Consider the following 24058-nt stretch of genomic DNA (forward strand, 5'->3'; position numbering starts at 1 on the left):
GCCGGCCTGCCTCCATAAAAACCTACCCAGTCAGGAATTTCGCATGAAGATTGCAGTGCTGCCCGGCGACGGCATCGGTCCGGAAATCGTCAATGAAGCCGTGAAGGTGCTGAACGCACTCGACGAGAAGTTCGAACTCGAACAGGCACCGGTCGGTGGCGCGGGCTACGAGGCGAGCGGCCATCCGCTGCCGGACGCGACGCTGAAGCTCGCGAAGGAAGCCGACGCGATCCTGTTCGGCGCCGTGGGCGACTGGAAGTACGATTCGCTCGAGCGCGCGCTGCGCCCCGAGCAGGCAATCCTCGGGTTGCGCAAGCATCTCGAACTGTTCGCGAACTTCCGCCCGGCGATCTGCTATCCGCAACTCGTCGATGCATCGCCGCTGAAGCCCGAGCTGGTCGCGGGCCTCGACATCCTGATCGTGCGCGAACTGAACGGCGACATCTACTTCGGCCAGCCGCGCGGCGTGCGCGCTGCACCGGACGGCCTGTTCGCGGGCGAACGCGAAGGCTTCGACACGATGCGCTATTCGGAACCCGAAGTGCGCCGCATCGCGCACGTCGCGTTCCAGGCGGCCCGCAAGCGCGCGAAGAAGCTGCTGTCGGTCGACAAGGCGAACGTGCTCGAAACGTCGCAGTTCTGGCGCGACGTCATGATCGACGTGTCGAAGGAATACGCGGACGTCGAGCTGTCGCACATGTACGTCGACAACGCGGCGATGCAGCTCGCGAAGGCACCGAAGCAGTTCGACGTGATCGTCACGGGCAACATGTTCGGCGACATCCTGTCGGATGAGGCGTCGATGCTGACGGGCTCGATCGGCATGCTGCCGTCGGCGTCGCTCGACAAGAACAACAAGGGCCTGTACGAACCGTCGCACGGTTCGGCACCGGACATCGCGGGCAAGGGCATTGCGAACCCGCTCGCGACGATCCTGTCGGCCGCGATGATGCTGCGCTACTCGCTGAATCGCGCCGAGCAGGCCGATCGCATCGAGCGCGCGGTGAAAACGGTGCTCGAACAGGGTTACCGGACGGGCGACATCGCGACGCCGGGCTGCCAGCAGGTCGGCACGACGGCGATGGGCGACGCGGTGGTCGCGGCGCTGTAACGCAATCATGTAGAAAGGGTGCGAACGGGCCGCGAAATCGGCCGGTTCGCATGCGGTTGGCCGTTGTGCGGGCCACCGGCTTTGTGTAGACTCGAACGATGGCGCTTATTTCCCTGATCTCCCCGGTCTTGAAACTCCACGGCAACATTGCCCGTGCGGGTGCGCGCGCCATCGTCATCACGAAAACCGTTACCACGAAAACGATCATTAAACGCTGATCGTCCGTCGTGCCCGCCTTTTTCCCCGCGCGGTCACAGCGGGGACGGAAATGGCGGGGAAGCTCCATCAAAGGGTTAGTCATGAACGTAGGTCTCGTAGGTTGGCGCGGCATGGTCGGCAGCGTCCTGATGCAGCGCATGCAGGAAGAGGGCGATTTCGACCTGATCGAACCGGTGTTTTTCAGCACCAGCAACACGGGCGGCAAAGCGCCGTCGTTCGCAAAAAACGAGACCACGCTCAAGGACGCGACCAACGTCGACGAGCTGAAGAAGTGCGACGTGATCATCACGTGCCAGGGCGGCGATTACACGAACGACGTGTTCCCGAAGCTGCGCGCGGCCGGCTGGAACGGCTACTGGATCGACGCGGCATCGTCGCTGCGGATGAAGGACGACGCGGTCATCATCCTCGATCCGGTCAACCTCGACGTGATCAAGGACGCGCTCGTCAAGGGCACGAAGAACTTCATCGGCGGTAACTGCACGGTCAGCCTGATGCTGATGGCGCTCGGCGGCCTGTTCCGCGAGAACCTCGTCGACTGGATGACGGCGATGACCTACCAGGCCGCATCGGGCGCGGGCGCGCAGAACATGCGCGAACTGCTGTCGCAGATGGGCACGCTGAACGGCGCGGTGAAGGAACAGCTCGCCGATCCGGCGTCCGCGATCCTCGACATCGACCGCCGCGTGCTGGCCGCGATGAACAGCGACGCGATGCCGACGAGCAACTTCGGCGTGCCGCTCGCCGGCTCGCTGATTCCGTGGATCGACAAGGATCTCGGCAACGGGATGTCGAAGGAAGAGTGGAAGGGCGGCGCGGAAACCAACAAGATCCTCGGCAAGCCGGCCATGGGCGAGCCGGGTTCGATCCCGGTCGACGGCCTGTGCGTGCGGATCGGTGCAATGCGCTGCCACTCGCAGGCGCTGACGATCAAGCTGAACAAGGACGTGCCGCTCGACGAGATCAACGGCATCCTCGCTTCGGCGAACGACTGGGTGAAGGTGGTGCCGAACGAGCGTGAAGCGTCGATGCGCGACCTGTCGCCGGCGAACGTCACGGGCACGCTGACGGTGCCGGTCGGCCGCCTGCGCAAGCTCGCGATGGGTGGCGAATACCTGTCGGCGTTCACGGTCGGCGACCAGCTGCTGTGGGGCGCGGCCGAGCCGCTGCGCCGCATGTTGCGCATCCTGCTCGACAAGTAAGCCTGCATGTCCGGCCCGCGATACGCGGGCCGCGTTGCACAAGATTGCGCGCCGCGTCGGCCTTGAACACATCAAGGCTGGCGCGGCGCGTTTTTCATGCGCGGGTCAGCGCATGTTCAGCAGCGTCTGGTCGACGGCCTGCTGGGTCTTGATCGTCTGCGCATTGGCCTGGTAATCGCGCTGCGCCTTGATCAGGTTCACGAGCTCGGTCGTCAGGTCGACGTTCGAGTTTTCCAGCGCGCTCCCCTGCAGCGTGCCGTGGTTCGTGCTGCCCGGCGCGGAGATCTGCGGCACGCCCGACGCGGCGGTTTCCACATACTGATTGCCGCCGATGTTCTCGAGCCCGTTCGGGTTGTTGAAGTTCGCAAGCGCGATCAGGCCGAGCACCGCGCTCTGGCCGTTCGAGTAATTGCCGGTCAGCTTGCCGTCGGTGCCGATCGAGAACGTCGTCAGCGTGCCGCTCGCGAAGCCGTCCTGTGCGAGATTGTTCACGCCGCTTTTTCCGCCGAACTGCGTCGTGCCGCTCAAGTCGAGCGTCAGGTTTTGCGGATTGGCGCCGCCCGACGCGTTGGGGATCGAGAACGCGAACTGGCCGAGGCTCGGCGTCGGCTGGCCGGTGGCGGCCGACGTCGTCGAGCTGATCCGGCCCGAGGCGTCGAACGTGACCGTGCCGAGATTCGTCGGCGTCTGGCCTTGCACGCCCGCGTAGGCCTGCCAGGTGCCGGCCGCGTTCTTCGTGAAATACATCGAGACCTGTTGCGCGCCGCCGAGCGTGTCGTACACCTGGATCGACGAATTGTAGTTGTACGTGGTGTTGTCGCCCGCGTTGAACGGCGTCTTGGCCGGCACCTTGTCCTGCGAGTTCAGGTTGAACTGGCCGGTGATCTTCGACGTCGCCTGCGGCGCGATGTTGTTGGTCGGCGCCTGCAGCGGCACGGTCGCCGCGGTGTTGATTGCGCCGCCCGGGCCGGCCGCATAGCCCATCAGGTTGCGGTTTTGCGCGTCGACGATGGCGCCGCTCTTGTCGCGGTGGAATACGCCGTCACGCGAGTACGTCGTCACGCCGTTGTTCGACATCTGAAAAAAGCCGTTGCCGTTGATCGCGATGTCGAGCGACGACTTCGTCGTGTTGATCGTTCCCTGGCCGAATTGTTGCTGCACCGACGTGAGCCGCGTGCCGATGCCGATCTGCGTGTTGGTCGACGTCGCGACCGAATTTGCGTACATGTCGGCAAAGTTCGCGCGACCCTGCTTGAAGCCAACCGTGTTTGCGTTCGCGATGTTGTTGCCGATCACGTCGAGATGGTTCGCCGCGCCGGCCAACCCGCTCAAACCCTGTTGATAGCCCATGTTCGATCCCCGTAACGAGCTGGTAAGTAAATGCAGTCGTTCGACTGCGCGATGCCTCCCTGGCACCTCACGGCGTCAACCCGGCCGACCGCGCGTCCGCCTTTCCGGCAGGTGCGAGCGCGATGGTCGAATTGCGCCGATTCTTGTTTGAAGACGATCGTAGCGACGGCAATTATTTGATCTGTGTAATTTTGTGTAATGTAATTGAATTGCTGACGAAATGATTGATTTCGTATGAGCAATGGAACGCGGATGAGGTCGGAGAGCCTTGTAAGACGGGGGTTTTGCCGTGGCGATGTGCAATTCGACGATAAGAGAGGGGAATTGGCCTCTTATCGATCAATTGAAATTGATTTGAATGGCGTTGGTGACCGGCGGGATTTATTTTGATTTTCGGGTGTTAATCCATTAACGACAGGTAGCGTGAATTATTGAGCAAACGTGCCGATTTCCCGGTTGTGGCGCAGCGTCGAGCACCGGGTGGGGCAAGCCGCCCGGCCAGCGCACAGAGGCCGCGGCATTCGTTCACGATGCGATGCGGTCGGGCGGCTTTTCAGCTGCGGCTGGCGTGCTTCCGATCGACCGGGCGCGCTGGTTGCAACGTGCGCACCCGGGCATCGGCATGGCCCGATCGCCGGGCGCGCCGACGTGCGAACGCGACCGGTTGCACCCAACGGCGACGAATTCGGCCCGAACCTGATCGCGTGAAGTAAACTACGCGGTTACGACGCACAGACCCGCCGAAAGCGTCGCGTTCCGCGCGGCGCTTTTGCATTTCTGCGGCAACTTTATTGACGCTTTCAACCGCGAATCCGAGCCGCGCCCGCGCGCGGCGATAGAGCCAACGATGTCCCGAATTTCCTTGTTTCCGCGTCAGTCCCGTCTGTCGCGCGCCGTGCGTGGCGCGCTGGCGATCCTGGCGCTCGGCGCAACCGCATCGGCCTGGGCGGCCGGCACCGGCGAACTGCCGGCGTCCGCTGCCGACGGTGCAGTGCCGCTTACCGTGACGGTCCAGCCCGGCCAGTCGCTGAACGACATCGCGAAGGCGGCCACGCAGTCGCGCGATCCGGGTGTGCTCGCGCGCGCCGGCCGCGCGCTGTTCGACGCCAATCCGCAGGCGTTCATGAAGCGCGACGCGAGCCGCCTGAAAGTCGGCGCGACGCTGACCGTGCCGGCGCTCGACGCGACAGGCGCGGCACTCGTGCCAGCCGCCGCATCCGCAGCATCCGGCGCATCCGCAGCATCTGCAGCATCCGGTGCGGCGGCGGCATCCGCGCCCGCCGCGGCATCGGGCGGCACGGCGGTCGCGCAGCACGGTGCGTCCGCACCGCATCCGGTGTCCACCGTGCAATCCGCGCCGGTGGCGCCGGCCGTGCATGCGGCACCGGTGAGCGGTGCGAGCGTGGCAATGGCCGCCGGCGCGTCGGCACCGATCGGCGCTTCGGCTGTCGAAGGCATGCAGCCCGCGGCACCCGTTGCAGGGGCAAGCGGTCCGCATGTGTGGAGCGGCACGATCCAGTCGGTGCCGTCGTCCGCGAGCGGCACCGCGATCCCGCCGGTGACGGGGAGCCAGGTTTCCGGTACGAACGAACCGGCCGGCGCGGCGCCTGTTACCGGCGCGTCGCAGCCGCGGCCATCGAGCCTGCAGCAACTGCTGGCACTGAAGAACCGCGTGCTGATGGAATTGCAGAAGCACGGCATCGGCAAGCCGGCTGCGACGAACGAGGTCACGCAGGCGCCGGCACCCGTCGCGCCGCGTCCGGCCGCGAACGATGCGGGCGCGTCCGCTGCCGCACCGACGGCAGGCGAAGCCGCGTCCGGCGTTGCCGCCAGCGCGGTGCAGCCGGCATCGGTATCGGCGCCCGCGCAATCGGCCGCGCCGGTGGCGCCGGCCGCGGCGCCTGCGCGCAGTGCCGAGCAGATGGACTGGCGTCCGGCCGCGGTGGCCGGTGCGGCCGTGATCGTCCTCGCGGCAGGTTTCGCGTGGCGCAAGCGCCGGAAAGGCCGGCGCACGGACGATACGGGTGCGGGAGCGGATGTGGGCACGGGTGCGGCGGCTGCCGCGACCGTAGCGGGCGGTGCCGCGGCTGCAGAAGCGGAAGCCGTGCCGTCTGTCGAACCTGAACTGCCGATCCGGCCCGAGATGCCCGTCGCGCGTGACGCGGCTTCCGACATGAGCCTTGCCGCGGCGACTGCCGCAGCGGCGGAAACGGTCAAGATGCCGGATACGGATGTATCGCCGGCGACGGAAGTGGCGAAGCCGCATGACGAGCAGCCTGAATTGCCGACCGCGCACGCCGCAGTGCCGCCCGTGAGCGAGGCGGCTCCGGTTTCGCTCGGTACCGAGCCGATCGAAAAGGTCGCGGCTGAAACGCAGGCCGAAACGTCGGCAGAAACACGCGCAGCGATGCCGGTCGAGACGCCGATTGCACCCGCGCCCACCGAAGCGCAGCATGCGGCGCTGATGCAGAACGCGATCAGCGCGCTCAACAGCCTCGACATGCCGCTGCCGCCGCGCGCGTCGGACGAGTCGACGCTGACAACGGATGAGCCGGCCGCGCAAGCAGGGCAGTCCGACGCCGATAAAATCGCAACTAACGGTCAAGTCGCTCAGCACCGGCCAATTGGCTCGACCGATCAGGCCCCGGAACATCCGGCCGACCAGGACGACGAGTTCGATTGGGACCCGGACGCAGCGACGCCTGCCGGCCAGTCGGGCAGCCCGTATTCGACATCGTCGCTGCCGCCGCTCGGCGGCGCGCAATTCGGCGCGCTGAAGCTCGATTTCGATCTCGACCTGCCGTCCGCGCCCGGCGCCGCGTTGCCGGCGCTGACGGCGGACGAGCTCGCCCGCATCGCGCGCAACAAACTCGACCTCGCGGCCGAATACGTCGAACTGGGCGACCTGTCCGGTGCGCGGACGCTGCTGCACGAAGTGGTCGACGCGAACGACGCCGCGACCTACGACGATGCGCGCGCGCTGCTCGCGAAACTGGCGGACGAGGCGTGATGCGGATCGCGCTCGGCATTCAGTACGACGGCGCGGCGTTTTGCGGCTGGCAGGCGCAGCCGCACGGCAAGACCGTGCAGGATCGGCTCGAGCACGCGCTGGCCGAGTTTGCCCGCGTGCCGTTGCATACGACGGTGGCCGGGCGGACCGACACGGGCGTGCACGGGCTCGGGCAGGTCGTGCACTTCGATACCGACCTCGATCGCGAGGTTTTCTCGTGGGTGCGCGGCACCAACGCGTTCCTGCCGCCGACCGTGGCGGTGCAATGGGCGAAGCCGATGCCGGAGACGTTCCACGCGCGTTTCTCGGCGTTCGAGCGCACCTATTACTACGCGCTGTACGTGCATCCCGTGCGCTCGCCGATGCTGGCGGGGCGCACGGGCTGGATCCATACGCCGCTCGATGACGATGCGATGCGCGCCGCCGCCGCACACCTGATCGGCGAGCACGACTTCTCGTCGTTCCGTTCGTCGGAATGCCAGTCGAAGACGCCGGTCAAACACCTGTACCAGATCGACGTGCGGCGCGTGGGCCATTTCATTCATTTCCGGTTCCGCGCCAACGCGTTCCTGCATCACATGGTGCGCAACCTGATGGGCTGCCTCGTCGCGGTGGGTCGCGGCCGCTATCCGGCCGACTGGCTGGCCGACGTGCTGGCCGGGCGCGACCGCAACCTTGCGGCGCCCACGTTCATGGCCGACGGGCTGTACCTCGCCCACGTCGGCTATCCGGCGGAATTCGCCGTCCCGCCCGCGCAGCTCGGCAGCGTGCCGTGGAGCAGCGTCTGGGCCGATCTGGACCCTCAATCATGACGGATCACGCCGTGTCTCCCTCGATTCCCGCCCCGGCCGGCCTGCCGCCGCGCACGCGCATCAAGCTGTGCGGGCTGTCGCGCCCCGATGACGTGCTGCACGCGGCGGCGCTGGGCGCCGATGCGATCGGTCTCGTGTTCTATCCGAAGAGCCCGCGCGCGGTGTCGATCGCAAAGGCGGCCGAGCTGGCGCGCCTCGCGCCGCCGTTCGTGTCGGTGGTCGGGCTGTTCGTGAATGCGACCGAAGCCGAGATCGAGGCCGTCGTGCGCGACGTGCCGCTCACGCTGCTGCAGTTCCATGGCGACGAGACGCCCGAACAGTGCGACGCGCTCGGCCGCGCGGCGCGTCTGCCGTGGCTGCGGGCGGTGCGCGTCGGCCCCTCGACGCAATCGGCCGATTTGGTAGAATCGAGCCTTCATTATTCGAAAGCGCGCGGCCTCCTGTTCGACACCCTGGTGCCGGACTACGGCGGTAGCGGCAAGGTCTTCGATTGGTCTCTTATTCCCGCAGAGCTCGCGCATCGGGCCGTTTTGAGTGGTGGCTTGAGCGCGCAAAACGTCGGTGATGCGATTCGCCAGTTGCGCCCGTTTGCTGTCGATGTCTCGAGTGGCATCGAAGTGGAGGGCGCGAAGGGCGTGAAGGATCACGCCCGGATGGCGGCGTTCGTACGCGCGGTGCGCGAAGCGGACGCCGGGTGATGCAAGCCGGTGCGGCCCCGAAAGCGGGGTGCACCGACCGATCGAGAGAGACACCATGTACAACCTTCCTGATGATCGCGGCCACTTCGGCCCGTATGGCGGCGTGTTCGTCGCCGAGACGCTGATTCACGCGCTGGACGAGCTGCGCGCGGCGTACGCAAAATTCCAGAACGATCCCGATTTCGTCGCCGAATTCGAGCGCGAGCTGAAGCACTTCGTCGGCCGCCCGTCGCCGATCTACCACGCGCAGCGCTGGAGCGAGACGCTCGGCGGTGCTCAGATCTACCTGAAGCGCGAAGACCTGAACCACACGGGCGCGCACAAGATCAACAACGTGATCGGCCAGGCGCTGCTCGCGAAGCGCATGGGCAAGAAGCGCGTGATCGCCGAGACGGGCGCCGGCCAGCACGGCGTCGCGACCGCGACGATCTGCGCGCGCTTCGGGATGGAGTGCGTCGTCTACATGGGTTCGGAAGACGTGCGCCGTCAGGCCGCGAACGTCTACCGGATGAAGCTGCTCGGCGCGACGGTCGTGCCGGTCGAATCGGGTTCGCGCACGCTGAAGGATGCGCTGAACGAAGCGATGCGCGACTGGGTCACGAACATCGAGAACACGTTCTACATCATCGGCACGGTCGCGGGCCCGCACCCGTACCCGATGATGGTGCGCGACTTCCAGCGCGTGATCGGCGACGAGTGCAAGGTGCAGATGCCGGAAATGACCGGCCGGCAGCCCGACGCGGTGATCGCCTGCGTCGGCGGCGGCTCGAACGCGATGGGCATCTTCTATCCGTACATCGACGACACGTCGGTGCAGCTGATCGGCGTCGAAGCGGCCGGCGACGGCCTCGACACGGGCCATCACGCGGCGTCGCTGATCGCCGGCAGCCCGGGCGTGCTGCACGGCAACCGGACTTACCTGCTGCAGGACGACAACGGCCAGATCATCGAGACGCATTCGGTGTCGGCGGGCCTCGACTATCCGGGCGTCGGCCCCGAGCACGCGTGGCTGAAGGACAGCGGCCGTGCGCAGTACGTCGGCATCACCGACGAGGAAGCGCTGAAGGCGTTCCACGACTGCTGCCGGATCGAGGGGATCATTCCTGCGCTCGAGTCGAGCCACGCGATCGCGTATGGCGTGAAGCTCGCGCCGACGTTGCCGAAGGACAAGATCCTGCTCGTCAACCTGTCGGGCCGCGGCGACAAGGACATGCACACGGTCGCCGAGCGATCGGGCATCGAGCTCTGACCCGACCGATGCGTGACCTGATCGAAGAACCGGGCGGCGGTGCCGCGAGCGAGGCGGAGGCGGCTCAGTCCGCCGCTGCCGTGCCGCGCGCGCTGCCGTCCGGTATCGAACTGCATAACCGCGATTTCCTGACTCATGCCGCGCACCTGCCGGATGCGTCGATCGACCTGATCGTCGCCGATCCGCCGTACGGGCTCGGCAAGGACTACGGCAACGACTCGGACAAGCGTTCGGGCGACGACTTTCTCGCGTGGACGCGCGAGTGGCTCGAGCTCGCGATTCCGAAGCTGAAGCCGAGCGGGTCGATGTACATCTTCTGCACGTGGCAGTACGCGCCGGAAATCTTCAGTTTCCTGAAGACGCAACTCACGATGGTCAACGAGATCATCTGGGACCGGCGCGTGCCGAGCATGGGCGGCACGACGCGCCGTTTCACGTCGGTGCACGACAACATCGGCTTTTTCGCGGTTTCCAGGGCGTATTACTTCGATCTCGATCCGGTCCGCATCCCGTACGACGCCGATACGAAGAAGGCCCGCTCGCGCAAGCTGTTCGAAGGCAGCAAGTGGCTGGAGATGGGCTACAACCCGAAGGACGTCTGGTCGGTCTCGCGCCTGCACCGGCAGCACGCGGAGCGCGTCGATCATCCGACCCAGAAGCCGCTGGAAATCATCGAGCGGATGGTGCTCGCAAGCTGCCCGCCGGGCGGCCGCGTGCTCGATCCGTTCATGGGCAGCGGCACGACCGCGGTGGCCTGCGCACGGCAGGGGCGCGACTTCGTCGGCTACGAGATCAACGAAAGCTATTGCGCGATCGCGCACGAGCGCGTGAACGCGCTCGCTGCGCCGGCGTGCGCGTGAATTGCGCCGCCGCATCGCCGAACGCTACTTTGTATGGACCGGAGTAAGCGCTAAAGCGCCCACTCCGGATCGACACAGGAAAAATTGCCATGAATCGAATTCAGCAGACCTTCGCCGCGCTCGCCGAACAAGGCCGTAAGGGCCTGATCCCGTTCATCACGGCCGGCGATCCCGATCCCGCCAAGACCGTCGAATTCATGCACGCGCTCGCCGAAGGCGGCGCGGACGTGATCGAGCTCGGCGTGCCGTTCTCGGACCCGATGGCCGACGGCCCCGTGATCCAGCGCTCGTCTGAACGCGCGCTCGCGCGCGGCGTCACGCTCAAGAGCGTGCTCGCCGACGTGAAGCGCTTTCGCGAAACCGACCCCAAAACGCCCGTCGTGCTGATGGGCTATGCGAACCCGATCGAGCGGATGGGCGTCGACGCATTCGCGGCCGAAGCGCATGCGGCCGGTGTCGACGGCGTGCTCGTCGTCGACTATCCGCCGGAAGAGGCGGGCGTGTTCGCCGAGAAAATGCGCGCCGCGCAGATCGATCCGATCTTCCTGCTCGCACCCACGTCGACCGACGAACGCATTGCCGACGTCGGCAAGATCGCGAGCGGTTACGTGTATTACGTGTCGCTCAAGGGCGTGACCGGCGCAGGAAATCTGGATGTTTCGAGCATTGCGGGTAAAATCCCGGCCATCAAGTCGCGCGTGCCGGTTCCGGTAGGCGTCGGCTTCGGCATCCGCGACGCCGAAACGGCGCGCGCGGTGGCCGAGGTGTCGGACGCCGTCGTGATCGGCAGCCGCCTCGTGCAGCTGCTCGAAAGCGCCGCACCGGAGGGCGCCGCCGCCGCGCTGAAGACTTTCATCGCCGAGCTGCGCGCCGCCCTGGACGGCGCGGGCAAGACGGCGCGATAAACACAACACAGGAAGCGGGAACGGGCCGCACGGCCCGTCCCGCCACGGAACAGGAAACCATACGATGAGCTGGCTCGACAAACTGTTGCCGCCGAAGATCAAGCAGACCGACCCGAAAAGCCGCAAGGGCATTCCGGAAGGCCTGTGGGTCAAGTGCCCGTCCTGCGAGGCCGTGCTGTACCGCAACGACGTGGACGCGAACCTGCACGTGTGCCCGAAGTGCGATCACCACATGCGCATCGGCGCGCGCGAGCGCCTCGACGGGCTGCTCGATCCGGAAGGCCGCTACGAGATCGGCCAGGAAATCGTGCCGGTCGACTCGCTGAAGTTCAAGGACAGCCGCAAGTACCCCGATCGTCTGAAGGAAGCGATGGACGACACCGGCGAAACCGACGCGATGGTTGTGATGGGCGGTGCGATCCACACGCTGCCGGTGGTTGCGGCCTGCTTCGAGTTCTCGTTCATGGGCGGCTCGATGGGTTCGGTGGTCGGCGAGCGCTTTGCCCGCGGCGCGCAGAACGCGCTCGAACAACAGGTGCCGTTCATCTGCTTCACCGCTTCGGGCGGTGCACGGATGCAGGAAAGCCTGCTGTCGCTGATGCAAATGGCGAAAACCACCGCGATGCTGACCAAGCTGGCCGAAGCGAAGCTGCCGTTCATCTCGGTGCTGACCGACCCGACGATGGGTGGCGTGTCGGCGAGCTTCGCCTTCCTCGGCGACGTCGTGATCGCCGAACCGAAGGCGCTGATCGGCTTCGCCGGCCCGCGCGTCATCGAGCAGACGGTTCGCGAGAAGCTGCCGGAAGGCTTCCAGCGCGCCGAATTCCTGCTGACGACGGGCGCGATCGACATGATCGTCGACCGCCGCAAGATGCGTGACGAGATCGCGCAGCTGCTCGCGCTGCTGCAGCGGCAACCGGCCGACGCGCTGGCCTGACCGGCGCGAGGTTGTGAACACTGCGCGTCGCCTGGCTTCAGCGTCAGGCGGCGCGCTTCGTTTTTTGGCGTAGTGGCGATCCCGATCCAGATTTGAACCGATGAGCACTTTTCCCACTCTCGACGCGTGGCTTTCGCATCTCGAACGCGCGCACCCGGTCGGCATCGACATGGGCCTGACCCGCATCGGGCAGGTCAAGGCCGCGCTGCAGCTCGAATTCGCGTGCCCCGTCATTACCGTCGGCGGCACGAACGGCAAGGGCTCGACCTGCGCATTCCTCGAGACGATCCTCGTGCGGGCGGGCTACAAGGTCGGCTGCCACACGTCTCCGCACCTGCTCGAATTCAACGAACGCGCGCGCGTGAACGGGCAGAACGTCACCGATGACGAACTGCTGCCGCACTTCGAGGCCGTCGAAGCCGCACGCATGTCGCTGCCCGAGCCCGTGTCGCTCACGTACTTCGAATTCACGACGCTCGCGATCCTGCACCTGTTCGCGTCGCGCGGGCTCGATGCGGTGATTCTCGAAGTCGGCCTCGGCGGCCGGCTCGACGCGGTGAACATCATCGATACCGATTGCGCGATCGTCACGAGCATCGACATCGACCACACCGAATATCTCGGCGACACGCGCGAGAAGATCGCCTTCGAGAAGGCCGGGATTTTCCGTGCCGGCAAGCCGGCGATCTGCGGCGATCCGGCCGCGCCGCAAACGCTGATCGATCACGCCGAAGCGATCGGCGCCGACCTGTGGCTCGTCGGCCGCGATTTCCGCTACGAGGCGCAGGCAGGCGCGGAGCGCCAGCAGTGGAGCTACCTCGGTCGCGAGAAGCGCTATCCGGCACTCGCGTATCCGGCGCTGCGCGGGGCGAATCAGCTGATCAATGCATCGGCTGCGCTCGCCGCGCTCGAAGCGCTGCGCCCGCTGCTGCCGGTGTCGGCGCAGGACATCCGGCTCGGCCTCGCGAACGTCGAGCTGCCGGGGCGTTTCCAGGTGCTGCCCGGCAAGCCGGCGATCGTGCTCGACGTCGCGCACAACCCGCATGCATCGGCCGTGCTCGAGCAGAACCTCGGCAACATGGGCTTCTTCCCGTACACGTACGCGGTGTTCGGCGCGATGCACGACAAGGACATCGACGGCGTGCTGCAGCACCTGAAGGGCGAGATCGACCACTGGTGCGTGACCGACCTGCCGCTGCCGCGCGCGGCTTCTGCGGAGCAGCTCGAAGCCGCGCTGCGTAAGGCCGGCGTGGAGGAGGGCCCCGATTCGAGCGTCACGCGTTACACGTCGCCCGCCGAAGCGTTTCGCGATGCACTAAAAAGAGCATCCGAGAATGATAGAATCGTGGTTTTCGGCAGTTTCCATACGGTTGCCGGCGTGCTGGCCTACCGTAAATCGCAGCAACACTGACTGACGGGCAGTTTCGGACTCAGCCATTCATGGGAATTTTCTCGTTCGGCAAAAAAGACGACGACGCGCCCCCGCGGCGCGGCGGTCGCACCGGGACCTCCCGGAACGTGCGCACGGAGCGCACTGAACGCGTCGAGCGCCGCTCGCGCCGCACCGAGCGTCCGGAATCGGACGCACTGCTCCTCGATCCGACCCTTCCAGAAAAGCAACGCGCGCGCCGTCGTCTCGTCGGCGCGATCGCGCTCGTCGTCGCCGCCGTGATCGTGCTGCCGATGGTGCTCGATTCGCATCCGAAGCCGGTGACGGACGATATCGCGATCGACATCCCGAACCGGCCCGCGCACCAGGCGGTCGCGCCGCGTGACGATGACGCATCGGATGTGCAGGCAGGCGTCGCGCACGACGAACCGCCGGCTTCCGATGGGGCCGTTGCGGCTGCACCGGCGCCCGCACCGAAGGACGCCGGCAAGCCGGCCGCGAAACCCGATACCACGACCACGGCGAGCGTGGCGCCGCCGAAGCCCGCGCCGAAACCGGCTGCCCCGGTGGCGAAGCCGGCCGCGCCGAAGCCCGCGCCCGCGGCCGTCGCGAATGCCGACGCCGCGAGCCCGGACAGCGGCGACGCTTCGTCGCCATCGTCGCCGGCCGGTGCGCGCTTCGCGGTGCAGCTCGGTTCGTTCAAGGACGATGCAACGGCCCGTTCGTGGGCCACGAAGTTGAAATCGGCGGGCGTGCCCGCATATGTCGAGCATCGCAAGCAGGCGGACGGCAGCACGGCTACACTGTTGCGTGCGGGCCCGTTCGCGGATCGCGCGGCGGCTTCCGCCGCGATCGCGAAGGTGCGCGAAGCCGGTCTGACGCAGTAACGCACGATGCTGACGGCTTTCGACTACGCTGTATTGGCGGTGATCGTGTTGTCGGCGCTGCGCGGTGCGTGGCGCGGCTTCGTGTCCGAGATTTTCGGGCTGATCGGCTGGATCGCGGCGATCGTGATCGCGGGCCGCTACGTCGGATTGGTCGTGCCGTATATCCCGGCGAACTGGCCGGGGGGCGCGCTGACGCAGTGGGTGATCGCCTTCGCGTTGGTCGTGATCGGCGTGGTGCTGGTCGCCGGTGTTGCGAACGCGCTGCTGTCGCGGATCGCGCAGGCGAGCGGCCTGGGCGGCGTCGACCGCTCGCTGGGCATGATGTTCGGGCTCGTCCGCGGCTGCGTGCTGGTGGTGCTGCTGGTCGCGGCGGCCGGGCTGACCGAACTGCCCAAACAGGATTTCTGGCGCAATGCGCTATTGCGTCCTTTCGCCGAACAGGGCGTGCACGAGCTGAAGCAGCTCCTGCCCGACGGCATGGCCCAGTACGTACGCGTGTGACGACGCGGCCGGGCAGGACGGAACCGATTTTGTCATTCTGAAGGACATGCCATGTGCGGCATCGTAGGTGTTATCTCCCAATCCCCGGTCAATCAGCTGATCTATGACAGCCTGCTGCTGCTGCAGCATCGCGGTCAGGACGCGGCGGGTATCGCGACGGCGGACGGCAGCAATTTCCACATGTACAAGGCGAACGGCATGGTGCGCGACGTGTTCCGCACGCGCAACATGCGCAGCCTGCCCGGCACCTACGGCATCGGCCAGGTGCGTTACCCGACGGCCGGCTCGGCGTCGAGCGAAGCCGAGGCGCAACCGTTCTACGTGAACGCGCCGTTCGGGATCATCCTCGCGCACAACGGCAACCTGACGAACTGGCAGCAACTGAAGGACGAGATGTTCCGGATCGACCGCCGGCACATCAACACCAATTCCGACAGCGAAGTGCTGCTCAACGTGTTCGCACACGAGCTGCAACTGTCGACCACGGGCCTCGAGCTCGATCCGGCATCGGTGTTCAAGGCGGTTTCGGGCGTGCATCGCCGCCTGCAGGGTTCGTATGCGATCGTGTCGCTGATCGCAGGCTACGGCCTGCTCGCGTTCCGCGACCCGTTCGGCATCCGCCCGCTCTGCATCGGCAAGCTCGAGACCGAGCACGGCACCGAGTGGATGGTCGCGTCGGAGTCGGTGGCCGTCGAAGGCATCGGTTTCGAATTTGTGCGCGACGTGCAGCCGGGCGAAGCGATCTTCATCGACCCGGCCGGCAACTTCCACAGCCAGCAGTGCGCGGAGCAGCCGACGCTGAATCCGTGCATGTTCGAATACGTGTACCTCGCGCGTCCGGATTCGTGCCTCGACGGCGTGCCCGTCTACAACGTGCGCCTGCGGATGGGCGATTATCTCGCCGAGAAGATCAAGCGCGAGCTGCCGAACGTGCCGATCGACGTCGTGATGCCGATTCCCGATTCGTCGCGCCCGGCTGCGATGCAGGTCGCCGCGAAGCTCGGCGTCGAGTATCGCGAAGGCTTCTTCAAGAACCGCTACGTCGGCCGTACGTTCATCATGCCGGGGCAGGCCGTGCGCAAGAAGTCGGTGCGCCAGAAGCTCAATGCGATGAGCATCGAGTTCAAGGACAAGCACGTGCTGATCGTCGACGATTCGATCGTGCGCGGCACGACCTCGCATGAAATCGTGCAGATGGCGCGCGATGCGGGCGCGAAATCGGTGATCTTCGCGTCGGCCGCGCCGCCCGTGAAGTTCCCGAACGTGTACGGCATCGACATGCCGACGCGCGGCGAACTCGTCGCGCATGGCCGCACCGATGAAGAAGTCGCGAAGATGATCGGCGCCGACCACCTGATCTACCAGGACGTCGACGACCTGCGCCGCGCGGTGCGCGACATCAACCCGAAGCTCGAGCGCTTCGAGGCGTCGTGCTTCGACGGCAACTACATCACCGGCGACGTGACGCCCGAGTATCTCGATGCGATCGAGCGCGCGCGCCTCACGCCGGCATCGCAGGCCGATCGCGATACGGCTGGCGACACCGAGCGCTCGCAGATGAACCTGCAATTGTCGGTTGAGTGACACCGGCGCACGCTTTTGACGAGGCGTGATAGGATGTGGCCTTGCGTCGATTTGATATCAGCTTGCGGACGCGGGGCGACTTCCCAAAACAGCTAAAGCGAAGGCCGGTGGCAACCGGCCCGAGTCGATCGCTGTCGTACCGCACCGAAGCCCGCTGATGCCGACGCATAGCGGGCTTTTTGTTTTGCCCTGGTTTTGACTGGGTTCGCGCCACCTGCGCGGCCATCGAATACGGAAAACGGAACATGGACGACTCCCTCAACTTCGACACGCTTGCCGTGCGCGCGGGCACGCTGCGCAGCGACTTCAACGAGCACTCGGAAGCGCTGTTCCTTACGTCGAGCTTTTGCTTCCAGAGCGCGGCCGACGCGGCCGAACGCTTCGCGAATTCGGAAGACTACTTCACCTATTCGCGCTTCACGAACCCGACCGTCACCATGTTCCAGGAACGTCTCGCGGCGCTCGAGGGCGGCGAGGCATGCATCGCGACGGCGTCGGGGATGGCCGCGATTATGTCGGTCGTGATGGCCGCGCTGCAGGCCGGCGACCACCTCGTCAGCTCGCGCAGCCTGTTCGGTTCGACGCTCGGGATGTTCTCGCAGATCTTCAGCAAGTTCGGCATCACGACGACTTTCGTCGACCCGACCGACCTGAACGCCTGGAAGGAAGCCGTGCGGCCGGAAACGAAGATGTTCTTCCTCGAGACGCCGTCGAACCCGCTGACCGAACTCGCCGACATCGAGGCGATCGGCAAGATCGCGAAGGCATCGAACGCACTGTTCGTCGTCGACAACTGCTTCTGCAGCCCGGTGCTGCAGCAGCCGCTGAAGCTCGGCGCGGATGTCGTGATGCACTCGGCCACGAAATTCCTCGACGGCCAGGGCCGCGTGCTCGGCGGCGCGCTGGTCGGCTCGAAGGAATTCATCATGGGCAAGGTGTTCCCGTTCGTGCGCAGCGCGGGCCCGACGCTGTCGGCGTTCAACGCGTGGGTGCTGCTGAAGGGGATGGAGACGCTGTCGCTGCGCGTCGAGAAGCAATCGGCGAACGCGCTGGAGATCGCACGCTGGCTCGATTCGCATCCGGCCGTCGCGCGCGTGTTCCATCCGGGCCTCGAATCGCACCCGCAACATGAACTCGCGAAGCGTCAGCAGAAGGCGGGCGGGTCGATCCTGTCGTTCGAGCTGAAGGGCGACACGCCCGAACAGCAGCGTGCGAATGCGTGGCGCGTGATCGACAACACGAAGCTGATCTCGATCACCGGCAATCTCGGCGATACGCGTACGACCATTACGCACCCGGCAACGACCACGCACGGCCGCATCACGCCGGAAGCGCGCGCGGCAGCGGGGATCAGCGAAGGGCTGATCCGGTTGTCGGTCGGCCTGGAAGACGTGGGCGACCTGCGCCGCGATCTCGCGCGCGGCCTCGAAGGCTGAGCGGGGCGACCGGTTTCAAGGCCGACATGACAACGGGCCGCTCGACAGAGCGGCCCGTTGTCTTTTCAGGCTGGCGAGGACCGTGCGTCGCCGGACTCAGCCGGCGTGCCCGTGCGGCGTGTCGCGCATCGCGTCCATCATCCATCGCAGCGTTTCGTCGAGCGGCGTGACGGGCAGGTCGCCCACCGCGCGCCGCAGCTTGTCGCGCGACCCGCTCAGGCTCTTCACCTCGTTGTGCCGCACGAAACGCGGATCGATCGTCACGTCGATCACGTAACCGGCGATGCGCGCCAGCATCGCCAAGACTTCCTTCAGCGAATACGCGCGCTCCGAGCAGACGTTGAACGTCTCGCCGGCCGGCGCGGCTTCGACCAGTTTCAGGTATGCGGCCGTCACGTCGCGCACGTCGGAGAAATCGCGGCTCACGTCGAGATTGCCGAGCGAGATCCGCGGTGCGTTGCGCGCGTAGTGTGCGACGAGCTTCGGCAGCAGGTACGCATCGCTCTGGCCGACACCCGTGTAGTTGAACGGCCGCGCGATCACGATCGGCAGCCGGTCGGCCCACAGCTTCGCCGCGTATTCCATCGCGAGCTTGCTGACCGCGTAGTCGTTCGCCGGGGCGGGTGCGACGGTTTCGTCGAGCACGCCGGCCGTCGAATTGCCGTAGATGTTCGCGCTGCTGGCCAGCAGCACGGCCGACGGGCGGCGGTCGAGGCCCGCAAGCGCAGCCAGCAGGTTGCGCGTGCCGACGATGTTGACCGCGTAAGTTTGCGACGGCTCGTCCTGCGCGACATGTGCGCGCGCAGCGAGATGCACGACCGCATCGGGCCGGGCGTCGGCGGCGGCCGCGCGCATCACGTCCGCGTCGAGCAGGTCGACGGGCAGCAGCGTGCAGTGCGCGAAGGCCGGATCGTCGGGCCGCGCCGCGCCAGGTGCGACCGTGCCCCAGACCTCATAACCGGCCGCCTGCAGGCGTTCGGCCATGTAGCGGCCCGTGAAGCCCGTCAGGCCCGTGACGAACGCACGGCGCGACGGGCGTCCGGCTTCAGAACGTGTCATGGTGTTGATTCCGCGTCAAATCCGCTTCGACCATCATCTGGCAAAGTTGTTCGAGCGTCGTCTTCGGTTCCCAGCCGAGCTTGGCTTTTGCCTTGTCGGCGCAGCCGATCAGCAGGTCGACCTCGGCCGGGCGGTAGAACTTCGGATTCACTTCCACGAGCACGTTGCCGGTCGACGCGTCGAGGCCGCGTTCCTGCTCGCCCTTGCCGGTCCATTCGATCTGGTAGCCGGCCGCCGCGAACGCCATCCGCACGAAATCGCGCACGGTCTCGGTGCGGTTGGTCGCGAGCACGTAGGTGTCGGGTTCGTCGGCCTGCAGCATGCGCCACATGCCTTCGACGTACTCGAGCGCGAAGCCCCAGTCGCGCTTCGCGTCGAGGTTGCCGAGCTCGAGGCGGGTCGCCTTGCCGAGCTTGATCTTCGCGATGGTGTCGGTGATCTTGCGCGTGACGAACTCGCGGCCGCGCAGCGGCGATTCGTGATTGAACAGGATACCGCTGCTGCCGAACAGGCCGTACGACTCGCGGTAGTTCACCGTCATCCAGTGCGCGTACAGCTTCGCGACACCATACGGGCTGCGCGGATAGAACGAGGTCGCTTCCGTCTGCGGAATCGACTGCACCTTGCCGAACATCTCGGACGTCGAGGCCTGGTAGAAGCGTGTCTTCGGGCTCACGACGCGGATCGCCTCGAGCAGGTTCAGCGGACCCAGGCCCGTCACTTCGGCGGTCGTCGTCGGCTGGTCGAACGACACGCCGACGAAGCTTTGCGCGGCGAGGTTGTACAGCTCGTCGGGCTGCGTGCGTTCGAGCAGGCGCAGGCTCGAGCCGGCATCGGTCAGGTCGTGTTCGACGAGCGTGAGGTTCGGGTGCGTGTCGACGCCGAGCTCGGCGATGCGCCAGAAATTCACCGAGCTGGTGCGACGGTAGGTGCCGGTGACCTCGTAGCCCTTGTCGAGCAGCAGCTTGGTCAGGTAGGCGCCGTCTTGCCCCGAGATCCCGGTAATGATGGCCTTCTTGCGAGTTTGGCTCATGACGTTGTCCTGGTAGAAACGATGGATGGTGAAAGTCAGGCGGTCGTGCCGGCGGCGGCCGGCAGTGCGCGGCGTGCGGGGCCGCGCGTCAGGCGCCGTTCGAAGCCGTACCAGCTCAGGGTTGCGTACGCGAGCGTGATCGCGAGCGCCAGCGCGGCCGTGACGAAGCGGTTCAGGTGCAGCGGCCACAGCGCATACAGCACGCTGAGGTGGATCAGGTACACGGTGTAGCTGACGGTGCCCACGTAGACGAGCATCGGGTTCGTCAGTACGCGCTGCACGATGCCGCGGCCGCGCAGTGCGATCACGACGATCGACGTGCACAGCAGCAGCGAGATGCTGTAGAGCGCCGCATTCGACAGCGGCGTGTTCGCGGCGCGAAAGCGCGGGAACGACAGGTGCAGCCAGCCGAGGATCGCGAGCGACACGAGCGCGCCGACGATCGCGAGCGGATAGAACGGCTCGAGCGCGCGCCGGTCGCGGCGCAGCACGATCGCGAGCAGCGCGCCCGCGGCGAGCAGGTCCATCCGGAACGGCGTCAGGTAGTAGATCGGCCAGAACGAGTCGAACCACGGCGTCGCGATCGCGCGCAGCACGGGTGCTGCGACGATCAACGCGGCGGCGACCCACAGCAGCGCGCGCTCCGAGCACCACAGCACGACGAACGGCCAGAAGATATAGAACTGCTCCTCGACCGCGAGCGACCACAGCACGTTCAGGCTGTCGTGGCCGATGCTGCCGAGCGACAGCCCGATATTGGTCGAGAAGAACGCGAACCACGGCCAGTGCGGCAGCCAACTCGCACCGAACAGGAGCGTCGACACCACCAGCAGCAGCACGTACGGCGGCAGGATGCGACGCACGCGGCGTGCGTAGAAGTGGCTGAAGTACGACTGCCCGCGCGCCTTGCGATCGAGCAGGATGCCGGTGATCAGCAGGCCGCTCAGCACGAAGAACAGGTCGACGCCCATCCAGAGCGGCGCCTTCAGCGCGTGCTGCAGGAACACGGCGCCCACCGCGATCGCGCGCAGCCCGTCGAGCTGCACGATGCGGCCGTGTTGCGGCGGGGCGAGGTCCGCGGGTCGCGAGATGCCCGTCATCGCGCCGCTCCTTCGCGACGCGCGGCGTGAGCCGGGGCGTGTCGCACATCCGATGCGTAAACGTGAACGTAATGCATGCCATTAAATGAAATATCGAATCGAAATCGATTCTAGGGAAAAGAAATCGGCAAAAAAACGCACGGTATTTATCTGACGACAAACATTCAAATGCCGATTATTCCGGTCGTCGAATGAAAGGTTGCGGCCCGGGCGGCCCCGTCAGGCGGCGCGAGGCGGAATTTTCTACGGATTCAACGGCGAAAGACGGTCGTTATTGCCGTTTTTGGGTGCCTTTGCGTGCCTGTTCCGGTTCGATATTTCACGCAGAAACATCCCCAAATATTTCCAAATTTCTTGTGATTATTTTTGCTTGTAACCTGCATCGCGACGTTTGAAACCCATTTAGCGACAGGGTGCGCCGGCGGCAGCCCGCGGCGGCCGGTCGCTGTTGCATCGAGTCTGGAGAAGCGCATTGCGACGTCTGATTCTGGTAGGCATGACGGTATGCGCGACGCTGCTGACGAGCGCCGCACCGGCCGAAACGGTGTTGCCCGCGACGACGTCGTGGATCGGCAATACGTTCGGCTATGGCGACGGCAGCTGGACGCAGATCGACATCCGCGCGATCGCGGTGACGCCTGAAGGCAAGGTGTATACGAATGCGCCGTGGGACGAGAGCGGGGCCGAGGCGAGCGTCTACCAGGACGGGAAGATGCTCGGCTTCGCCGGCGGCACGCACGGCTGGGGCAACCTCGGCGGCAGCGCGATCGCCGTGAACAGCAAGTACGCGTACGTGGCGATCGGTGTCGGCAACGAGCGTGGCCACCTGCAGTCGCCCGGCATCTGGCCGGACAAGGGCAAGCAGTGGTTCGGCATCTCGCGCCGCACGATCGGCGACATGAAGCAGCCCGCGCCGTTCCGCGCGGCGCCGCAGGTCGCGCCGGGCGGCCGCGCGGACACCGGCCGCGCGCGGATGGCCGCGAGCTTCATGATGATGAACGAGGTGCCGGCGCCTGCGCGGTCGGAAGTGGGCGAGCAGAAGGCGGAAGTCGGCGGCCTCGCGGCCGACGACAAGACGCTGTTCGCGACCAATCCGTCGCGCGACGCGGTGGACGTGTACGACGCGGAGACGATGCAGCAGAAGGGCACGTGGAGCGCGCACGAGCCGGGCCGCATTGCGCTCGCGGGCGACGGCACGCTGTGGCTGCTCACGGACACGATCAACGGGCCCGCGCACCTGGTGCATGTGCGCGCGGACGGCCGCAAGCTCGACGACGCACCCGCGCTGCCGGAAGGCACCGACGCGGTGGACGTGGCAGTCGACGCGAAAGGGCGCGTGCTCGTCGCGGACAACGGGCTGCGGCAGCAGATCCTGATCTTCACGAAAGGCGGCAAGGGCTATGCGCAGTCGGGCACGCTCGGCGAGCGCGGCGGCATCTTCGCGGGCCCGGTGCCCGGCCGGCCGGGGCCGCAGCGTTTCAACGGGCTGACGGGCGTCGGCGTCGATCGTGCGGGCAACATCTATGTGTCGATGAACGGCATCGGGCCGCGTCACGACACGATTGGCGCAGGGCTCGGCGCGGTGCTGGAAAGCTACACGCCGGACGGCAAGCAGCGCTGGCAGGTGCAGGGGCTGCTGTTCGTCGACGGCGCGTGGCTCGACCCGGCGCGGCCGAACAGTGTGTACACGGGCAACAAGCGCTTCGAGCTCGACCTGTCGAAACCGCCGGGCCAGGACTGGAAATACGTCGGCTTCCTGTCGAACCGCTTCAAGTATCCGGACGATCCCGTGTTCCACACGGACCAGTATCCCGGCATGCCGTTCGCGCGGCGCGTCGACGGTCGCACGTTCCTGTACCTGACCGACATGTACGCCGACCACCTGAAGATCTACCGCTTCGACGCGAAGCGCGACGGCGAGGTCGCGATTCCGTCGGGCCTGATCGCGGGCCGCGCGCGGCCGGTCGACAAGGTGCCGAACAAGCCGCCGGGCGGCGACTGGCTGTGGCGCGACGCGAACGGCAACGGCCGGCTGGATGCCGACGAGTTCGAGATCAACACGACGGCCAAGGCGAAGGCGGGCGGCTGGGGCTGGTGGGTCGACACGAAGGGCGATATCTGGCGCACGAGCGACGTGCGCGGCATCCATCGCTTCGGCTACGGCGGCGTCGACAAGGCCGGCAACCCGATCTACTCGTACGACAAGGTCACGACCTATCCGATGCCGCAGCCGTTCACGCAGCTGCGTCGCTCGATCTACGACGCGCAGACGGACACGCTTTACGTGACCGGTTACACCGCCGACGCGCCGCCGCAGCCGGGCATCAACAAGGAAGTGGGCCGCGTGCTGGTGCGCTTCGACAAGTGGTCGACGGGCTCGCCGGTCGTGCGCTACCAGGTGGCGCTGCCGTGGCAGCTCGACGCGAAACCGATCTTCGACCTGATCGGGATCACGGCCGAGGGCCGCTACCTGTTCGGGGTGGAGCCGGTCGGCAAGATCCACGTGTACGACAAGGAAACCGGCAAGGAAGTGGGCGTGATGAGCCCGGGCGCCGAGGTCGGCAAGGCATCCGGCTGGGTCGACGTGCCATTCGGCATCAGCGCGTTCCGGCGCGAGAACGGCGAGTACCTCGTGTTCGTCGAGGAAGACGCGCGCGGCAAGGTGCTGATGTATCGCTGGAAACCGTGACGGACGATGTCACACAAGGCAGAAGC

Annotated in this window: 19 protein-coding genes; 15 read left to right on the forward strand and 4 right to left on the reverse strand. The window is 66.3% G+C overall.

The features are described from left to right. The first annotated feature begins 43 nt into the window (after window positions 1-43). Entirely contained in the window at window positions 44-1111 is a 1068-nt protein-coding gene (leuB, locus tag B7G54_RS25005; RefSeq protein WP_085041499.1) for a 3-isopropylmalate dehydrogenase, read from the forward strand. A gap of 299 nt (window positions 1112-1410) precedes the next feature. Beyond that, entirely contained in the window at window positions 1411-2532 is a 1122-nt protein-coding gene (asd, locus tag B7G54_RS25015; protein ID WP_027791140.1) for an aspartate-semialdehyde dehydrogenase, read from the forward strand. 105 nt (window positions 2533-2637) lie between these two features. Here asd and flgE read toward each other — a convergent pair whose 3' ends face one another. Then, complete coding sequence (gene flgE, locus B7G54_RS25020; RefSeq protein WP_085041501.1) at window positions 2638-3882, reverse strand: flagellar hook protein FlgE; 1245 nt, start codon at window positions 3880-3882, stop codon at window positions 2638-2640. Window positions 3883-4729: 847 nt separating this feature from the next. Here flgE and B7G54_RS25025 point away from each other — a divergent pair. The 12 genes from B7G54_RS25025 to B7G54_RS25080 all read left to right on the forward strand — a co-directional run bounded on the left by B7G54_RS25025 (window position 4730) and on the right by B7G54_RS25080 (window position 18151). Further along, on the forward strand, window positions 4730-6892 hold the full coding sequence (locus B7G54_RS25025; protein ID WP_085041502.1) for a motility hub landmark protein FimV: 2163 nt from the start codon (window positions 4730-4732) through the stop codon (window positions 6890-6892). Next, window positions 6892-7704 carry a tRNA pseudouridine(38-40) synthase TruA gene (gene truA, locus B7G54_RS25030; protein ID WP_085041503.1) on the forward strand — a complete coding sequence of 271 codons (813 nt, stop codon included), beginning with the start codon at window positions 6892-6894 and terminating at the stop codon, window positions 7702-7704. The genes B7G54_RS25025 and truA overlap by 1 nt, the downstream gene beginning before the upstream one ends. Beyond that, entirely contained in the window at window positions 7701-8402 is a 702-nt protein-coding gene (locus B7G54_RS25035; protein ID WP_085041504.1) for a phosphoribosylanthranilate isomerase, read from the forward strand. Before truA ends, B7G54_RS25035 begins: the two co-directional genes overlap by 4 nt. Window positions 8403-8457: 55 nt before the next feature. Continuing rightward, on the forward strand, window positions 8458-9651 hold the full coding sequence (gene trpB / locus B7G54_RS25040) for a tryptophan synthase subunit beta (RefSeq protein ID WP_085041505.1): 1194 nt from the start codon (window positions 8458-8460) through the stop codon (window positions 9649-9651). Window positions 9652-9659: 8 nt separating this feature from the next. Next, window positions 9660-10511 carry a DNA-methyltransferase gene (locus B7G54_RS25045; RefSeq protein ID WP_085041506.1) on the forward strand — a complete coding sequence of 284 codons (852 nt, stop codon included), beginning with the start codon at window positions 9660-9662 and terminating at the stop codon, window positions 10509-10511. An 89-nt stretch (window positions 10512-10600) separates the two neighbouring features. Then, on the forward strand, window positions 10601-11416 hold the full coding sequence (gene trpA / locus B7G54_RS25050) for a tryptophan synthase subunit alpha (RefSeq protein ID WP_085041507.1): 816 nt from the start codon (window positions 10601-10603) through the stop codon (window positions 11414-11416). A gap of 64 nt (window positions 11417-11480) precedes the next feature. Then, on the forward strand, window positions 11481-12353 hold the full coding sequence (gene accD / locus B7G54_RS25055; RefSeq protein ID WP_085041508.1) for an acetyl-CoA carboxylase, carboxyltransferase subunit beta: 873 nt from the start codon (window positions 11481-11483) through the stop codon (window positions 12351-12353). A 100-nt stretch (window positions 12354-12453) separates the two neighbouring features. Then, a complete protein-coding gene (gene folC, locus B7G54_RS25060; protein ID WP_085041509.1) occupies window positions 12454-13764 on the forward strand; it encodes a bifunctional tetrahydrofolate synthase/dihydrofolate synthase in 1311 nt (436 codons plus the stop codon). Window positions 13765-13793: 29 nt separating this feature from the next. Beyond that, window positions 13794-14630, forward strand: a complete 837-nt coding sequence (locus B7G54_RS25065; RefSeq protein ID WP_085041510.1) for an SPOR domain-containing protein — start codon at window positions 13794-13796, stop codon at window positions 14628-14630. A gap of 6 nt (window positions 14631-14636) precedes the next feature. Continuing rightward, on the forward strand, window positions 14637-15131 hold the full coding sequence (locus tag B7G54_RS25070; RefSeq protein ID WP_006491262.1) for a CvpA family protein: 495 nt from the start codon (window positions 14637-14639) through the stop codon (window positions 15129-15131). 51 nt (window positions 15132-15182) lie between these two features. Further along, window positions 15183-16715, forward strand: coding sequence for an amidophosphoribosyltransferase (purF, locus tag B7G54_RS25075; protein ID WP_085041511.1), 1533 nt, complete (start codon window positions 15183-15185; stop codon window positions 16713-16715). A 245-nt stretch (window positions 16716-16960) separates the two neighbouring features. Further along, window positions 16961-18151, forward strand: coding sequence for an O-succinylhomoserine sulfhydrylase (locus B7G54_RS25080; RefSeq protein ID WP_085041512.1), 1191 nt, complete (start codon window positions 16961-16963; stop codon window positions 18149-18151). A gap of 96 nt (window positions 18152-18247) precedes the next feature. On the opposite strand, the gene B7G54_RS25085 is transcribed toward B7G54_RS25080, so the two are convergent. From B7G54_RS25085 to B7G54_RS25095, 3 genes are read right to left on the reverse strand one after another with little or no spacing between them, the layout of a single operon-like run. Next, window positions 18248-19210 (reverse strand): NAD-dependent epimerase/dehydratase family protein, encoded by a 963-nt coding sequence (locus B7G54_RS25085; protein WP_085041513.1) that lies wholly within the window; start codon window positions 19208-19210, stop codon window positions 18248-18250. Next, window positions 19197-20243, reverse strand: coding sequence for a GDP-mannose 4,6-dehydratase (gene gmd, locus B7G54_RS25090; RefSeq protein ID WP_085041514.1), 1047 nt, complete (start codon window positions 20241-20243; stop codon window positions 19197-19199). The genes B7G54_RS25085 and gmd overlap by 14 nt, the downstream gene beginning before the upstream one ends. A gap of 35 nt (window positions 20244-20278) precedes the next feature. Next, window positions 20279-21343 carry an acyltransferase family protein gene (locus B7G54_RS25095; RefSeq protein WP_085041515.1) on the reverse strand — a complete coding sequence of 355 codons (1065 nt, stop codon included), beginning with the start codon at window positions 21341-21343 and terminating at the stop codon, window positions 20279-20281. A 496-nt stretch (window positions 21344-21839) separates the two neighbouring features. On the opposite strand from B7G54_RS25095, the gene B7G54_RS25100 reads away from it, so the two are divergent. Then, window positions 21840-24032: an NHL repeat-containing protein gene (locus tag B7G54_RS25100; protein WP_085041516.1), complete on the forward strand. Its 2193-nt coding sequence runs from the start codon at window positions 21840-21842 to the stop codon at window positions 24030-24032. Window positions 24033-24058: the final 26 nt, after the last annotated feature.

This window comes from Burkholderia puraquae (genome assembly GCF_002099195.1).
Taxonomy (GTDB): Bacteria; Pseudomonadota; Gammaproteobacteria; order Burkholderiales; family Burkholderiaceae; genus Burkholderia; species Burkholderia puraquae.

Coding starts and splice junctions, on each gene's coding strand:
- B7G54_RS25100 (WP_085041516.1), top strand. CDS start 21,840: ATGACGGTATGCGCGACGCTGCTGACGAGCGCCGCACCGGCCGAAACG.
- gmd (WP_085041514.1), bottom strand. CDS start 20,243: ATGAGCCAAACTCGCAAGAAGGCCATCATTACCGGGATCTCGGGGCAA.
- B7G54_RS25085 (WP_085041513.1), bottom strand. CDS start 19,210: ATGACACGTTCTGAAGCCGGACGCCCGTCGCGCCGTGCGTTCGTCACG.
- B7G54_RS25095 (WP_085041515.1), bottom strand. CDS start 21,343: ATGACGGGCATCTCGCGACCCGCGGACCTCGCCCCGCCGCAACACGGC.
- accD (WP_085041508.1), top strand. CDS start 11,481: ATGAGCTGGCTCGACAAACTGTTGCCGCCGAAGATCAAGCAGACCGAC.
- B7G54_RS25045 (WP_085041506.1), top strand. CDS start 9,660: ATGCGTGACCTGATCGAAGAACCGGGCGGCGGTGCCGCGAGCGAGGCG.
- folC (WP_085041509.1), top strand. CDS start 12,454: ATGAGCACTTTTCCCACTCTCGACGCGTGGCTTTCGCATCTCGAACGC.
- flgE (WP_085041501.1), bottom strand. CDS start 3,882: ATGGGCTATCAACAGGGTTTGAGCGGGTTGGCCGGCGCGGCGAACCAT.
- trpB (WP_085041505.1), top strand. CDS start 8,458: ATGTACAACCTTCCTGATGATCGCGGCCACTTCGGCCCGTATGGCGGC.
- B7G54_RS25080 (WP_085041512.1), top strand. CDS start 16,961: ATGGACGACTCCCTCAACTTCGACACGCTTGCCGTGCGCGCGGGCACG.
- leuB (WP_085041499.1), top strand. CDS start 44: ATGAAGATTGCAGTGCTGCCCGGCGACGGCATCGGTCCGGAAATCGTC.
- trpA (WP_085041507.1), top strand. CDS start 10,601: ATGAATCGAATTCAGCAGACCTTCGCCGCGCTCGCCGAACAAGGCCGT.
- purF (WP_085041511.1), top strand. CDS start 15,183: ATGTGCGGCATCGTAGGTGTTATCTCCCAATCCCCGGTCAATCAGCTG.
- B7G54_RS25070 (WP_006491262.1), top strand. CDS start 14,637: ATGCTGACGGCTTTCGACTACGCTGTATTGGCGGTGATCGTGTTGTCG.
- B7G54_RS25035 (WP_085041504.1), top strand. CDS start 7,701: ATGACGGATCACGCCGTGTCTCCCTCGATTCCCGCCCCGGCCGGCCTG.
- truA (WP_085041503.1), top strand. CDS start 6,892: ATGCGGATCGCGCTCGGCATTCAGTACGACGGCGCGGCGTTTTGCGGC.
- B7G54_RS25065 (WP_085041510.1), top strand. CDS start 13,794: ATGGGAATTTTCTCGTTCGGCAAAAAAGACGACGACGCGCCCCCGCGG.
- B7G54_RS25025 (WP_085041502.1), top strand. CDS start 4,730: ATGTCCCGAATTTCCTTGTTTCCGCGTCAGTCCCGTCTGTCGCGCGCC.
- asd (WP_027791140.1), top strand. CDS start 1,411: ATGAACGTAGGTCTCGTAGGTTGGCGCGGCATGGTCGGCAGCGTCCTG.